The 15725-nt window shown below is 48.2% G+C and carries 12 protein-coding genes; 6 read left to right on the top strand and 6 right to left on the bottom strand.

The annotated features are described in order from the left end of the window. Positions 1-12 precede the first annotated feature (12 nt). The 4 genes from IEW26_RS12995 to IEW26_RS12980 form a co-directional block, all read right to left on the bottom strand. Positions 13-2244, bottom strand: a complete 2232-nt coding sequence (locus IEW26_RS12995) for a serine hydrolase domain-containing protein (protein ID WP_229729838.1) — start codon at positions 2242-2244, stop codon at positions 13-15. A gap of 49 nt (positions 2245-2293) precedes the next feature. Further along, positions 2294-3076 (bottom strand): DUF3169 family protein, encoded by a 783-nt coding sequence (locus IEW26_RS12990; protein ID WP_188592711.1) that lies wholly within the window; start codon positions 3074-3076, stop codon positions 2294-2296. Beyond that, complete coding sequence (locus IEW26_RS12985; RefSeq protein ID WP_188592710.1) at positions 3060-3287, bottom strand: helix-turn-helix transcriptional regulator; 228 nt, start codon at positions 3285-3287, stop codon at positions 3060-3062. Before IEW26_RS12985 ends, IEW26_RS12990 begins: the two co-directional genes overlap by 17 nt. Positions 3288-3487: 200 nt before the next feature. Beyond that, on the bottom strand, positions 3488-4951 hold the full coding sequence (locus IEW26_RS12980; RefSeq protein ID WP_188592709.1) for a serine hydrolase: 1464 nt from the start codon (positions 4949-4951) through the stop codon (positions 3488-3490). A 251-nt stretch (positions 4952-5202) separates the two neighbouring features. Between IEW26_RS12980 and IEW26_RS12975 the strand changes: the two genes are divergently transcribed. The 6 genes from IEW26_RS12975 to IEW26_RS12950 all read left to right on the top strand — a co-directional run bounded on the left by IEW26_RS12975 (position 5203) and on the right by IEW26_RS12950 (position 14017). After that, positions 5203-6435: a DUF4367 domain-containing protein gene (locus IEW26_RS12975; RefSeq protein ID WP_188592896.1), complete on the top strand. Its 1233-nt coding sequence runs from the start codon at positions 5203-5205 to the stop codon at positions 6433-6435. 404 nt (positions 6436-6839) lie between these two features. Then, positions 6840-8027: an alanine racemase gene (alr, locus tag IEW26_RS12970; protein ID WP_188592708.1), complete on the top strand. Its 1188-nt coding sequence runs from the start codon at positions 6840-6842 to the stop codon at positions 8025-8027. Positions 8028-8286: 259 nt separating this feature from the next. Beyond that, the gene (locus IEW26_RS12965) at positions 8287-8568 is read left to right on the top strand and encodes a CopG family ribbon-helix-helix protein (protein WP_188592707.1); all 282 of its coding nucleotides are present in this window, start codon (positions 8287-8289) and stop codon (positions 8566-8568) included. A gap of 3 nt (positions 8569-8571) precedes the next feature. After that, entirely contained in the window at positions 8572-8922 is a 351-nt protein-coding gene (locus IEW26_RS12960; RefSeq protein ID WP_024630714.1) for a type II toxin-antitoxin system PemK/MazF family toxin, read from the top strand. A 244-nt stretch (positions 8923-9166) separates the two neighbouring features. Next, positions 9167-11356, top strand: coding sequence for an alpha-galactosidase (locus IEW26_RS12955; protein WP_188592706.1), 2190 nt, complete (start codon positions 9167-9169; stop codon positions 11354-11356). Between the two features lie 447 nt (positions 11357-11803). Continuing rightward, complete coding sequence (locus IEW26_RS12950) at positions 11804-14017, top strand: Tex family protein (protein WP_308423466.1); 2214 nt, start codon at positions 11804-11806, stop codon at positions 14015-14017. Positions 14018-14643: 626 nt separating this feature from the next. Here IEW26_RS12950 and cmpA read toward each other — a convergent pair. Together cmpA and IEW26_RS12940 are read right to left on the bottom strand one after the other, a co-directional pair. Next, positions 14644-14787, bottom strand: a complete 144-nt coding sequence (gene cmpA / locus IEW26_RS12945) for a cortex morphogenetic protein CmpA (protein ID WP_111270471.1) — start codon at positions 14785-14787, stop codon at positions 14644-14646. Positions 14788-15271: 484 nt separating this feature from the next. Continuing rightward, a complete protein-coding gene (locus IEW26_RS12940) occupies positions 15272-15622 on the bottom strand; it encodes a hydrolase/acyltransferase (protein ID WP_145403403.1) in 351 nt (116 codons plus the stop codon). Between the last annotated feature and the right edge of the window lie 103 nt (positions 15623-15725).

The raw sequence follows: 15725 nt of genomic DNA, 5'->3' as shown, positions 1-15725 counted from the left end.
TTTATGGCCTATTTATTGAACCGATGCTGCTGAAGGAGCATTCTCTGTTGTTGGAATCGGTGTAGTCTCTGGCTTGCTCTCCGGCGTTTCAGCTTCCGTAACGGCTTCCTCCGTGGATGGCAGCTGTGGTTGCTCTGGCTGCTGTGCAGCCATCAATTCAGCGACGATGCGATCTGTCGGCTGTGTAATTAACGCATACATGATCGCAGCGTGTTCCTGGCGAATGAGAGGTTTGCGTGACAGGAAGTCCGCTGAACCGTCCTCCAGGACTTTAACCTCAGGGCCGTAGATGCCCAGCTTCACCATCATTTGCACCGCAGGTACAGCCCAAGCATCGGTATAGCCTGCAAGCTTAACGTCCTTGAACAGTTCGCTTGCATACTGCAGCTGCCAAGCTCGCCATAACATCACCGCCGCTTCCTGCCGAACGATAGCTTGATCCGGTTTGAACTGTTTCTCATCTGCGCCTGTAATTAGACCCATTTCATAACCAAGCTGGATATAGCCAGCCGCCGTATGATCTGCCCAGTCCGTATCCGAAGGCGGTGTTGTTTTACTTGGTTTGAGCCCGCTTAAATGCAGAATATCCTTGATAAATTCAGCTCGGGTTACTGCTGTTTTGGGCTTGAAAGACTGGTTAGCTTCATTCTCCAGATATCCAAGAGATTGCAAACCATGGATGGCTTGAGCATAAGGACTGTTGTTCGGAACATCCCGGAAGCCAGCAGCGTTTTGTCCTTTTTTAGCATATCCGAATGGGTTGAGATAAGGCTCTCTCATGTAAGTGGTTCCATCTTCGTATGTTTTGAATGCCGTGAACTGTCCGGTTAATTCATCTTTGAACAGATTGTCTTCCAGTTGAATCAGCTTACGTTCGCCAATGAACGGATCACTAATGCTGAGCGCACTGGACGTTTCGCCGCCAGCTTGCAGCTTGCTAATGATTGTGCTGATCCGAAGGTCAGCATATAATCCGTTAAAACGCTGCAGCTCTTCCACAGATTGCGGTGTGTATTCCTTGAATTGTACAGGTTTGGCGTACTGCGGATAGAAATGCTGAATAAAGGCCGTGTAAAGCATACTGCGAAGAGCCCCGTTCTGATTATACGTCAGGAAGACACCTGTGTTCTGCTCGGGGATAAAGAAGAGATAAGAGCTGTAACCTGTCAGGTCGCCTGCTTTGGTAATCACGCTGGAACTGCTTCCTGCCCCTGGAATCTGGAAGGGAGCCTCAAAACCATATGTTGTGTCGGGCATGAGCGGATGAATGGAGGAACGATACTGCTCCATGCTTTTCACAGTAGCAGGTTTCAAAATCTGTTGATTATCCTTCTTGCCGTCATTCAGAAAGGCGATCATAAACTTGCCGATGTCATCCGCGGTAGACAGCATGCCGCCTTGAGGCAGCGGATTTGGATCAAGGAAGTACAGGTCAACCGGCTTGTGTGCTGCATCATAACCGGTTGCGAGTTGCTTTTGAAATTTATCATTTAGCAGAAAGCTGCTATTGTTCATGCCCAGCGGTTTAAAGATATGCTCTTGCATATACGTTTCAAACGGCTCGCCGCTGACATTTTTCACTATCAACCCAAGCAGCAAAAACGAGAAGTTATCATACATGTAGGCGCTACCAGGCTTTCGTACAATAGGAGGCATGTGCTGCTTGGCATAGTCCTCCATCGTTATGTACTTGTCAGGGTCTGTGTGGATGTCTTCCAGCTGTGGATCACGAATCTCAAATCCGGTCGTATGTGTCAGCAGGTGTTCTACGGTTACAGGAGTGTCAAATGGATTCTCGAATTGCAAACCTTTCACATAGGTCTGAAAATCGGCCTTCAGGTCCACCTTGCCTTGCTCCACAAGCTGCATGACCGCAGCGGCTGTAAAGGTTTTGGAGACAGAGGCGACACGAAAAGCGGTATTCTTCGGATCGACAGGTGTTTTTTGCTCCAGATCGGCATAGCCGTATCCTTTTTCGGTCAGCACTTGACCATCCTTTACCACAACAACTGAAGCACCAACATAGTGTGGCTTGGTTTCAGGCGATGCGAAGAATTCGTCCAGAAAAGCTGTGGCAGACTCCGTGTTAAGTGTTACCGGCTTAGCATTGTCAGATGCTGATGAAGAGGTCTCTGCTTGCACTTGGGGGACCAAGAGGCTTAGGGATAGAACTGCTGCCAACATTGCGCTGGTCAGGGCCGTCCAGGTGGAACGGGTAGTACGATTTCGATAAAATAAATTCACGTCATCACTCCTTTAGTTATTTTTACCAAAGCAGGCTGTTCACTGTGTATTACTGGTTCTGAGCGCGATAGGTTTCACGAAAATAAACGCCGATGTTAATCATCCAGATGACAGCCAGCAGAACGATTGGGAAAGCGGTAAAGGAAAAGAGTACAGAATATAACACCAATGCAGCCATTCCAATACCCAGAAGCAGGTTCATCATCTGAAACGAACGATAGGCTGCGCGATAGACAATCCACTTTTCACCTTCATCCAGCTTTTTAAAATGATTTTTTCTCATATTTAATGAATCCAAATCCAGAGCACGATCAGGGAAATACCGATTATATCGCTTGATTGTGAGACTCTGCAGAACAACGACGACAATAATCGAGATACATGCAGCAACAAGATTGCCTAGAATAAATAGATTTGGAGATTCAGCAGCGTGGCTGTTTGCCTCGTATAAAGACAAAGCCAAGGCAACCCATGCAAATGCTGTAATGACCCCGAAGCTGCTAAGCATTAAGGCTCTTCCCAGCGAACGTTCCGCAGGGTAACTCACGGAGGTGATATCATCTGTAAAATCCGCATCCGGTTCCTCGAGGCGGACGGATGGTGTGCGAGCCAGACTAATGCTGTTCCAGATCACCGTTACGAGGAACATCAGAGCAACAAGCAGGAATAGCAAGTCATAGTCATAATAAATGGACGGAGTCCAGTTCAGGTCGGAAGGCAATTTTCTAAACAAAGCTGCGGTCATAAAACCGACAACGGCACCACCGGCCGCGTATAGCGGTAGGCGCATTCGTCGTTTTTTTGAAGATGTGGCATTAGCTGCTTGATTCATTTGTAATTCCACCTTTCAACTCGAATATTTTTTCAACAGATTCACCGAAAACATGAGCTATTTTCAAAGCAAGAACGACCGAGGGAGAATAATCTCCGCGTTCAATCAAAGCAATGGTTTGACGGGATGCACCGATGAGCTTTGCGAGTTCAGCCTGGGACAGACGGTCTCTCGCCCGGAATTCCCGAACATGATTATGTAATTCTTCCACACACTCACCTCCATAGTTACAATGTATATGATTATTTTTAAAATGTAAACTATAATATACAAAATGATAATGATAATTTACGTGATTTCTGGTTTTGTATAGCTGGATTAAGCATAAAAAAGAAGCCTTAAAAAGGCTCCATTAAACGTGTATTTCCTTGTGTTTCTCGTTTGCTGCACTCCTTGGGCATACCTTGAAAATTACGAAATTCTGGTAAATACAATCGGATTGGCATTGGCTTCAGGCACCAACGGAGCGGATACCGAGGCAGCTGGTACGGGCTGATCCTCGCTTACCTCAAATGTAAAATCCATATCCAAGCCAAACAGGACCAGTGAGACAGAGAACGTATGCTTGCCGACATACTGCATAGGCATGTCAATGTTGTTGAATCTCGTTTGCAGCCCCTGATCTGTCTCATGCACAAGCAGTTCCCCATAACCAGGATGTTTGTAAATTCCAGTATAAGTAGAGGCCGGAGCATCCAGGGGAAGCACAGCAGGGTTCTTCTCAGGTTTTGTTTCTTCCTCTCCCTGTCCCATGAGTTTCAAAAGGGTGGAGGTCCAGTCCTTAGGCTCCAATCCGAGCACACAGTCCATAATATAAAAGGCAACCGTATAAGGGATAACACTTCCATTGGTATTGCATAAAACAACGATCCCGATCTGCTCATCCGGCAAAAAGGCAACTTGTGAAGCGAAACCGTCGATAGCTCCGCCATGGTGAATCATGGCGTGTCCTCGGTAAGGCTCTATCATCCACCCGAGGCCGTATGTGCTGACAGGCAGTTCTTTGCTGTGAAACGGAGAATCAGAAACCATCTGAGGTCGGTGAATTTCGGCCATCTGTTCTGTGGAAACGAGAGCTTTGTCCTGCCATTTGCCACGCTGTACCTGGAGCTGAAGCCATGCAGTCATATCCTTCAGGTTGCTGTTGATTGAGCCGGCAGGGCCGATTGCATCAATGACACGAAAAGGTATGCTCACATTCTGCCCTTCCTGCTCCATGTAAGGCAGTGCGTAGTCCGCCTGCTCCTGCATTTCTTGGACCGTAAAAAGACTGGAGTTCATACCCAGCGGGGTTAACAATTGGTCTCGAACAACCTGCTCCCATGAAGTTCCCTTGAGGTGACCGATGAGATAACCAGCAGTCATGTACATCAGGTTTTGATACTGCCATTTACTGCGGAAGTTCTGGTTCGGTTCAAGGTAGCGCAGGCTGTGCACCAGTTCTTCTCTGGAGCGAGGGGAATTGTACCAGACCATTTCATGCCTTGGCAGACCTGAACGGTGACATAACATATCCCTCATAGTTAGGCGGTCTGTTGCAACTGGATCGAACATCTGGAAATCCTGCAAGTAGCTATTGACTGGTTGATCCCAGTCGAGCAGTCCCTCATCGACAAGCTGTGCCGCTGCTGTTGCGGTGAATGCTTTGGTGCTGGAGCCAATGGCAAACAGGGTATCAGACGTAACCTTCAGTTTTTTTTCCAGATCACGGTAACCATATCCTTTGGACCAGATGACTTGATCCTTGTGAATGACAGCAACTGCTGTGCCAACTCCCTTCCATTGTTCAAGTTGCTTGGTGACAAAGTTGTCTAATCCTTCAAGTTTATTTTGAATTGGTGTGGCTGTGGTTTCAGTCGTAGTTTTGATTGTCATTTCCATCCCTCCATTCTGAGAACCTGTGGCATCGATTATGCCTTTGTTCATTATCCCTGTTTTGGATAAAATTCTCATCCTTCCCGAGACGGATTTGCTTCTCAGACCTGAGTTTTTCACCGTTTCGGGCATTGCTTGTCAAACTAGTCCGCATATATCGAACAAGTCCCTCATAACATGTACTAATCAAGTAGGGGTTCTGCTGTATGCACAATCCTGAAGTGAAAACATGTGCTAAAGGGGATGATGTCATGCGCCGAATATCATGGATGCTTGCCATGGTATTGGTCTTATCGGCCTTACTTGCCGCCTGCGGGAAGAAGGATGCGGCAGCTGTGGTCAAAGATCTGAACGAAGTCGTTGGAGAGATGGAAAGTTATCAGGGAGCAGGTGTCATGACACTGCATACTGGAGAAACACCGCAGCAGTATAAGGTCGAGGTGTGGCATCAGAAGCCTTCCTATTATCGTATTGCACTGACAAATGCCAAGAAGGATGTTACTCAGATTGTGCTTCGCAATGATGAAGGCGTGTTTGTACTGACACCGAGTCAGAACAAAAGCTTCCGCTTCCAAAGCGATTGGCCGGACAATCAGGGTCAGGTTTACTTGTATGAAACGTTGATTCGCAGCATTACCGGAGATAAAACTCGTCAGTTTGCCGATGAAAAAGAGAGCTATGTATTTGATGTCGCCGCCAACTACAATACACATGCACTGGTCAGACAGAAAATCTGGCTGAATAAAAGTGATTACGCTCCGAAACAGGTGGAGGTATCCGACTCCAACGCTAATGTCGTTGTGGACGTGAAGTTTGACAGCTTCAAATTTGGAGCTGATTTTGGCAAAGATGCTTTTGACATGCAGCGGAATATGACGGCTGCAACGGAAGAGGGAAATAAAACAGGAAACGGAACTGGAACAGATGCAGGTGCGGGTGCAGCTCCAGCAGAGAAGACCGATGATGCAGGCGCACAACAGCCTGCGAATCCTCAGACGCCGGATGCCGATGGAGCTGTTACTGACGGACAGTCCGGTGTGAGCGATGGAACGAAGCCGCAAGGAACTGAAAATCATGAAGGATCAGCAGGGGCAACCAGTGAGCAGGGAAGCGAAGAGCCTACCTCAGCTGCACCGAAAGAATCAGACAGCTTTGGTGTCATTCAACCGACATATGCACCCGAAGGAGTCAAGCTGAAGGATGATCAGATTTTGGAGGAAGCCGGGGATTATTCCGTCCTGCTTCGCTACGAGGGCACATATAACTACACGATTTTTGAAGCAAGACCTCAGGATCGTGCCGTGTCTCTTGCTCCTTCACGTCTGGTTGATCTCGGATTCACGGCAGGTATGATTAGCGGAGATGCTTTACAGACGCTGACATGGACCGTTGATGGTGTGGAATACCGGATTACCAGCGCGGACTTGCCTGAGAATGAGATGGTGCGTATCGCGACCTCCATGCAGGAAGAGTCAGGCAAATAAAAAGGACACGCATAGCGGTCTTGTCATAAGGAATGCTATAGAGCATCGGAGACGTCGTTTCTCTGGTGCTCTGTTTCGTTTCTGCAATGCTCTGTTCCGTTTCAATTAAGTACAGAAGATGCTGGCAGTTCAGTCCAAAATAAACAAAATACGCTTCTATGCGGACTGAAGCGGGTAATATGTCGATGTAAGCAGAATATATTTGAGGTGCACCCTTCATGCTGGTAGCCATCAGATTATATTGCTTACTGCTCTTCTTCTGTGCTTGATTAGGGTCACAACCAGGCTGCTGTTGCATAACTTCACAGCTGTGAAATTTCTGTTCATTTGACAGTCACATGCTGTAGCATTACGATGGAGTCTGACGTGAGCCGGATTAAGAAGACTAGAGAAGGTGACTTAACGTGCAAGGACAATATCGGCCGACCCAGGTAGAGATTAATTTGGATCATCTGCGAAGCAATGTAACAGCTTTCCGGGAGGCTTTGCCTCAGAGGACAAAATTTCTCGCCTGTGTTAAAGCCAACGCATATGGGCATGGCGCGGTGGAGATGGCCCGAGAACTGGAACGACTGGGTGTGGATTATTTAAGCGTGGCCTTTCTTGACGAAGCGCTTGAACTGCGTCTGCACGGTATTACAAGTCCGATTCTGGTATTGGGTTATACACCGCCTGAAGGTGTTGCTGCAGCATGGCAGCATGATGTGACCATCACATTGTTTAGCAGAGATGTGCTTGAGGCAATCAGACAACAGGATGCCAGCTGCTTTGCCAATAAGCTGAAAGTGCATATCAAAATTGATAGTGGTATGGGCAGACTGGGGCTGCTGCCTGGACATGAGGCCATTGAATTTATTCAAGAAGTGTCCTCCATGGAGCAGGTTATGCTTGAAGGCATGTTCACGCACTATGCCAAAGCAGATGAACAAGACAAGACCTATACGCTGGAGCAGTATCAACGGTTTCAGAGCGTTGCACAGACGCTCAGGGATCAGGGATGTGTCATCCCGATTATACATACGGCGAACAGTGCCGCTGCCATTGATACACCTGAATTATCGTATGATATGGTGCGTGTAGGCATCAGCCTGTATGGGCTGTACCCTTCCACTGAGGTGAATCATCAGGCAGTGAAGCTGCTCCCGGTATTGACACTGAAGACCAAAGCGGTTCTGGTCAAAACATTGCCCCCTCATTGGGGAATCAGTTATGGGACCCGTTATTTTACGCAGGAAAATGAACGAATAGCGACCTTGCCTATCGGTTATGCAGATGGATTCTCAAGAATGCTGACGGGCAAAGCGCAAGTCCTTGTGCGCGGCCGCCGTGTTCCTGTTGTCGGTACAATCTGCATGGACCAGTGTATGGTGTCGCTGCAATCTTTCGCACAGGAAGCGGAAGAAATTCAAGCCGGCGAAGAGGTTGTTCTCATCGGCCACCAGTTGGACGGAGTCATTACCGCCAGCGAGGTGGCAGACCAGCTAGGTACGATTGACTATGAAGTGATCTGCATGATGGCCCATCGCATTCCACGGGTCTATATCCGTGATGGTGAGGTAGTCGCCAGAATGAATCCGCTTTTGACAATCTGATTCGCTAATTGGACACGATTACCAGCAAACTTTTTTTCAGAACAGAAGGAAAACTGTCGCCGCATCGCGAAATATGTACGATATTCGGAATAAAATCCTGAAATGCGATGTTTGGTCTGTACGAATAATGTTTCCCGTGTTTATAATGGAGTACAGCATACTTGATATACGCGGGGCATATATATTCCTTTGTATAAAAGTTCTGGAAAAGCGTAATACTGGTTCACAATGGCGAAAGGTTTGTGGGGGTGGAAGAAAGGTGGCCAACTTGCAGAACACCAAGCGGATTATGATCAGTTTGCCTGATTATCTTTTGCAGGAAGTGGATGGCATCGTAGCGCTGGAGAATTCCAACCGCAGCGAATTGATTAGGCAAGCGATGAAGCTGTACTTGACGGAGCGGAAGAAACGTTTCATCCGTGAATCAATGCAGCGAGGGTACATGGAGATGGCGAAGATTAATCTGACCATGGCATGCGAAGCCTTTCACGCGGAGGAAGATGCGGACAGCACTCTGGACCGCTTAGTTAGCGGGGTGTAGACAGTGATCGTAAAACGTGGTGACGTTTTTTTTGCGGATCTTTCTCCCGTTGTCGGTTCCGAGCAAGGTGGAGTCAGGCCGGTTCTGGTGATCCAGAACGATATCGGCAACCGGTTCAGTCCAACCTGTATCGTGGCGGCTATTACCGCTCAGATTCAGAAGGCAAAGCTGCCGACGCATGTCGAGATTGATGCGGCTGCTCATGGCTTTGACCGGGACTCGGTGATTTTGCTCGAACAGATTCGGACGATTGATAAGCAGAGGCTGACTGACAAAATTACGCATTTGGATGAAGAGACCATGAAACTGGTCAACGAAGCGTTGCAGATCAGCTTGGGCTTAATTGATTTCTAGGTCGATAACATAGCGCTGTAGGCGTTTTGTCGCCTGTTCGATGACAACGGATGTTCCTGTGAAGGAACACACAATTTCAGAATGTAACCAAGAGAGCGTATGATACCTTAGGAGGTGTTATGCGCTCTTTTGGTTAAGCGTGATGAAATACTTGAAAGCGTAGAACATTGAGAAGCTTTTCGCTATAATGAAACCTGAGAAACCGTTTACCCGAAAGACCTATATAGATAGATGGAGGAGACATATGAGCATTTACATCAATCAAGAGAAACTTCAGTTCCATTTACAGACCCGTGAGGCGAGTTACGTACTTCAAGTGCTGCCTTCGGGATATCTGGTGCATTTGTATTATGGCAAAAAATTGCGTGATACCGACCTGAGCTGGCTTCATGTACGGACCGAAAGAGCGTCCTTCAGCCCGAACCCGGTGCCTGAGGATCGCACAATCTCGTTCGACACCCTGCCAGTGGAGCTGCCCGTGTATGGTACGAGTGATTTCCGCAACCCGGCAGTTCAACTGGAGCTGGAGAATGGCTCATCGGTATCCGAATTTACGTATAAAGGCCACCGAGTGATGAAGGGGAAAGAGGCGTTAGCGGGACTGCCTGCAACGTATGTTGAATCCGAGGATGAAGCAGACACGCTGATTATCGAGATGCAGGACAAGGTTTCAGGCGTTAAAATTGAACTGATGTATACTGCCTTTACTGCTTTTAATGCCATTACACGCTCTATGCGTATCGTAAATGAGAGTGCTCACGTCGTGAATGTGCTTCGGGCTCTCAGCTCTTCAGTAGATCTGCCGCATGCGGATTATGAGCTGCTGCAGCTCTCGGGTGCTTGGACCCGTGAACGTGATATCGTTCGCCGTCCGCTTGCTTCCGGTTTGCAGGGCATTGAGAGCCGTCGCGGCGCCAGCAGCCATCAGCAGAATCCGTTCATTGCCCTGATGACACCGGGAACGGACGAAGATCATGGCGAAGTATACGGCTTCAGTCTGGTATACAGCGGAAGCTTTACCGCACAGGCAGAAGTGGACCAGTTCTTTACAACACGTGTATCCGTTGGTATCAATCCGTTTGAGTTCAGCTGGAAGCTTGAGCCGCAGGAATCGTTCCAGACCCCGGAGACGGTGATGGTTTACTCTGCAGCAGGTCTGGATGGCATGTCCCAATCCTACCACGAGCTGTACCGGGAACGTCTGGCACGCGGTAAATTCCGCAATGCAGAGCGTCCGGTGCTGGTAAACAACTGGGAGGCGACGTATTTTAATTTCAATGCGGACAAAATCGAGCAGATTGCACGTGCGGGTCAACAGCTTGGCATTGAATTGTTCGTGCTGGACGATGGCTGGTTTGGTCACCGGGACAGTGATAACTCGTCGTTAGGGGACTGGATTGTAGACAAGAACAAGCTTCCACAAGGGCTGGATGACCTCGCTAACCGTGTAACAGGTCTTGATATGCAGTTTGGTCTGTGGTTCGAGCCAGAGATGATCTCGCCGGACAGTGAGCTGTATCGTGCACATCCCGACTGGTGTCTGCATGTACCGGATCGCCGCCGCACTGAGGGAAGACAGCAGCTTGTGCTGGACTTCTCCCGTCAGGATGTGCGTGACGAAATTGTGCGCATGCTGTCTGATGTTCTGGGGTCTGCACCCATTACTTATGTGAAATGGGACATGAACCGGAGCATGACAGAGGTGGGCTCTGCTTTGCTCCCGGCTGACAGACAGCGTGAAACGGCTCATCGCTACATGCTCGGACTGTATGAGGTGATGGAGCGTATCGTTACAGCCTTCCCGAATATTTTGTTCGAAAGCTGCTCCGGCGGCGGCGGACGTTTTGACCCGGGTATGCTGTATTACATGCCTCAGGCATGGACGAGCGATAACACGGATGCCATTTCCCGTTTGCGGATTCAATATGGGACAAGTCTGGTATACCCTGTAAGCTCGATGGGATCACATATTTCAGCTGTGCCTAACCATCAGGTAAACCGCATCACGTCTTTGGAGATTCGCGGTCATGTCGCTATGTCGGGCAACTTCGGGTATGAGCTGGATCTGACAAAGTTCACAGAAGAAGAAAATGCTATTGTGAAGGCGCAGGTTGAGCTGTACAAGGAAATTCGCAGCACCGTGCAATATGGTAAATTCCGCCGTCTGCTTAGCCCATTTGAAGGCAACGAGACAGCATGGATGTTCATTGCACCTGATGGCAGTGAAGTAATTGTATTCTACTTCCGTGTTCTCTCTGAACCGAATGCACCGCTTCAGCGACTGAAGTTGAAAGGGCTCGATCCAGATGCGGACTATCGTCTGAAAGGCGGATCAGAGACATTTACTGGTGATGCCTTGATGTATGGCGGTATCGCTGTGGGTAGCGAGTCGGGAGATTATTTGAGCGAAATGTTCCGATTTGAGCGTGTGTAAATAACTTGAACTAGAGATTTTACACAGTCCACTCCGATGACAGAATAACCTGGAGAGTAGCGGTTATCCCCATATTTTTGAATTCCCTTTTCAAAAGGGGAGAATCCGGAGATAAGCATATGCTTCCGATGTAGCTTTCTTGCAGAAAGCTTTCAGGCGAACGCACGCTATTCCAGTTTTTTTTCTAATGAAGAAGACCCGAGGATGTCATTATGGCATTCCCGGTCTTTTTTTCGTTCAACAGGGAAGGATGTTGAGGAGTGTAACAACGCAATAGGATGCATGCCTGCGGAAGGATAGAAAATTCAGCGTGATTTTGTGATAATATAGGGTAGAGTGTGAACTAAGCCGCATGAGCTTGGAGATGTAACTAATACTGTTATTACAGCAGCAGAGCTGCCCTGAAATGAGAAGCATGAAGTATTCGGGAAGGAAAGAGGGATTTATTTGTCTGATCAGGAAACGGTTCTGGAACTCAATGAAGAAGCATTAAAGGCGGAACGCCAAGAACGAATTATCAAACAGGTAGCCAAGGAACTGTCACTGTCTTTGAAGCAGGTTCGTACGACATCCGAGCTGCTGGACGAAGGCAATACCATTCCGTTTATCGCGCGTTACCGTAAAGAAATGACAGGAGAACTGGATGAGAACCAGCTGCGCCAGATCGAAGAGAGACTTGTGTATCTTCGTAATCTGGAGGACCGCAAGCTGGAGGTCATTCGTATCATAGACGAGCAGGGCAAGCTGACGAAAGAACTGGCGAAATCCATTACGCAAGCTGTAAAGCTGCAGGAAGTGGAGGACCTGTACCGTCCGTATCGTCAGAAACGGAAAACTCGTGCCAGTGTGGCCAAAGAAAAAGGTCTGGAGCCGCTTGCGGTGTGGATCTGGGGACAGCCTAAGCAGGGAGATATTCTTCAAGAGGCTGCACGTTACATCAATGCAGAACTGGGTGTTGACGATGCGGAGTCTGCCCTGCAAGGCGCCAAGGACATTCTCGCCGAGAACATTGCCGATGATGCAGCTATTCGTGCCTGGATTCGCAGATATACGCTCGATCATGGTCAGCTTACTTCAGAGGCTAAAGATACCGAGCAGGAGTCGGTATACGAGAATTATTACAGCTATCGGGAATTAGCGAAAAAAATGCCGCCGCACCGAATTCTGGCGATTAACCGCGGAGAACGCGAAGGCATTCTCAAGGTTGGGCTTGATGTTCCGGCCGAGCCGGCTCACCGTCATATGGAAGGTCAGATTATCCGCGGAGCTTCTGCGGTACAGGACATTTTGCGAGCTGTGATTGAGGATGCATACAAACGGTTGATTGCACCGTCCATTGAGCGTGAAGTGCGCGCGGAGCTTACGGAAAAAGGGGAGAACCAGGCGATTTCGGTATTCTCCGCCAATCTGCGTAATCTGCTGTTACAGCCTCCAATTCATGGAAAACGTGTACTCGGTGTCGATCCTGCATATCGTACAGGCTGTAAACTGGCGGTTGTAGACGATACAGGCAAACTGCTGGAAGTAGCGGTAACTTATCCGACACCTCCGCATAACAAGAAACGGGAAGCGGCAGAAGTATTCCACCGAATGATCAAGCAGTACGACATTGGATTGATTGTCATCGGTAACGGTACCGGGTCACGTGAGACCGAGCAGTTTGTAGCCGAGATTATTCAGGAGAATGGTGACGAGAGTCTGGTTTACCTGATTGTAAACGAGGCAGGTGCCAGTGTGTACTCCGCCTCCAAGCTGGCCCAGGAGGAGTTCCCTGATCTGGACGTGGCTGAACGCAGTGCCGCATCTATTGCGCGCCGGGTGCAGGACCCGCTGGCTGAGCTGGTGAAAATTGATCCAAAAGCAATCGGTGTAGGGCAGTATCAGCATGACGTATCCCAGAAGGTTCTGGAAGAGAGCCTGAAGGCCGTTGTGGAATCCGCAGTTAACCATGTCGGCGTGGATGTGAACACGGCTTCACCGTCATTGTTGTCTTATGTAGCCGGAGTCAATGCAACCATTGCCAAAAACATCGTTAAATATCGAGAAGAGAATGGACGCTTCACAAACCGTCGCCAGCTGCAGAAGGTTCCTCGTCTTGGTGCCAAAACGTATGAGCAGTGCGTTGGCTTCATGCGCATCTCGGAAGGAGAAAACCCGCTGGATCGCACGCCAATTCACCCTGAGTCGTATAAGGTCGTAGACCAGCTGTTCAAGGAGCTTCAGATCGAGCTGGACAAGCTTGGAAGCAAAGAGTTATCTGTGCTGCTGTCTGAACAGCAGACAGAGCAGCTGGCTGTGAAGCTCAATGTAGGTGTGCCTACACTACGCGACATTCTGGACAGCTTGCAGCGTCCTGGGCGCGATCCGCGTGAGGAAATGCCGCTGCCAATCTTCCGTACGGACGTGTTGAAAATCGAAGATCTGGTGGAAGGTATGGAATTGCAGGGTACTGTGCGCAACGTAATTGACTTCGGTGCCTTCGTAGACATCGGAATCAAGAGCGACGGACTTGTTCATATATCTCAACTGAGTAACGGATATGTAAAACATCCGATGGATGTCGTATCTGTTGGCGATAATGTAACGGTCTGGGTGATGAATGTAGATACGAAAAAAGGCCGTGTCGGCCTGACCATGAAAAAACCTGCATCTGCCAAGTAATTCTTTAGATGGAAAATAAGGCTTATTGCGATGTTCAAGTGTGAATGAGCGAGCACAAAGCCATGATGGAAGAAGGTATCGCGATGTGTGGGCACGGAGTAGGGGGATATAAGGCCCTATGGGGTGTGCGCATGGTGTAAAGTAAAGATTGTAATATGATGCAACGTGCGGGTACGCAGTAGGGGGATATAAGGCCCTATGGGGTGTGCGCATGATGTAGAGTAAAGATTGTAAGATGATGCAATGTGCGGGCACGGAGTAGGGGGAATGTACGGTCCTATGAGGTGTGTGCGTGTGGCGTTAAGTAAAGATATAATATGATGCGATGTGCGGGCGTGGTGCGGTTGATGTAAAGCGTACTGAGCATGTCTAGCATGTTGTATTGTAGCGTATGAAAGGGCACAGCCTTCCCGATTCGGGAAGGCTGTTTGTACTTAAGTATTCGCGTTTGTCATGCTCGGATAGGAAATGGATGATTATATTGGACAATGGCATGGTATGGAGGAGACGCTCAAGTTTGGAGGTGAGGTGCTCAGTAAGATGGCCCAGGGAATAAGACCGAATTGAATTGAAAAGCCAAGTTAAAGCAGAGATCATCAGAAGGTAGCCAGCTTTTTTAGGTCAGCTTAAATTTCATTCTCCACGCTGCGCTGTGAACCGTTCGCAGGTTTGCTGCGATAGAAATACCAACATTCGTTCAGCAGCTTGATCTGGCGACTGTCCTTTTTGTGAAACGCTCGCATAAGCTGGTTGCAGAGCCATTGAGGCAAAGGAATCTCCTCCTTTTGCATAATTCATATGTACGTTAGCATATGTAGCAATAGCCTGGACTGTGCGAGATTAATCAAGGTCAACTGAAAATGAATAGGTCACATAAGATGGATCATTTGGAAGGGACATTACTTTCAAATTCTAACGATCTCCAGAAACGCTATTTGGCTGATATTAGACGCTTTTATTTTCTAACGATCTCAGGGAAGCTTATTTGGGCAAATTGGTGTAAAAATGGGCATTTATCGTGGGTTTTCAGCAAAATAAGGTTTCTGGGGATCGTTACATTTTTAGAGAACCCTATTTAGCCTAAATAAGCTCATCTGAGATCGTTAAAAAAAGAGGTTGGAATTAAAAATGAGTGGAGATGGGATTAATAAACTCCATGCAGAGCCATAATCCTGAAGAAAACTATGAGCATCTGGATGCAAAAAAAGCGCATCACCCTGATCAGAGGCGGCACGCTTTGCACTTTGACGAACATTATTCCATTTCTTCCTCATACCATTGTTCCAGTTGGGCTTGTAACGCCCGAATCTCGGTTAACAGGGAGATCAGCGGATAATTGCTTTCACGCAGAGCGGCGAAACGCTCTTCAAGAGCATTGATATAATCAAGGCCGCCGATAATGGACAGGTTTTCGTTTAGTAGGTCAAGCTGATCACATTCGGCAATAGCCCAGGGCAGGACGGGTACATCTGCTGCAGTGAGTTTATCAATTTCCTTGTGCAGACGCAGATTAAGTGCACTGAGTTGGTAAGCATAGTCCGCAGGCATTTCAACAAACTGCAATTGCTGCCCCTGCTGCAGGATGACATAGCGCATTGTAGGCATAACGAGTATTAATCTCCCCTCATACATTCTACTTGACAGTGTAGCCTACGAAACGGTTAAAATTCAAGTATTGTGCCAGAAAAACAAACGCGCCGAGGGGGTG

It is taken from the genome of Paenibacillus silvae (assembly GCF_014639235.1).
Classification (GTDB): Bacteria; Bacillota; Bacilli; order Paenibacillales; family Paenibacillaceae; genus Paenibacillus; species Paenibacillus silvae.
Note: the sequence above shows the minus strand (reverse complement) of the source record. Positions and strands in the feature narration are given on the sequence as shown.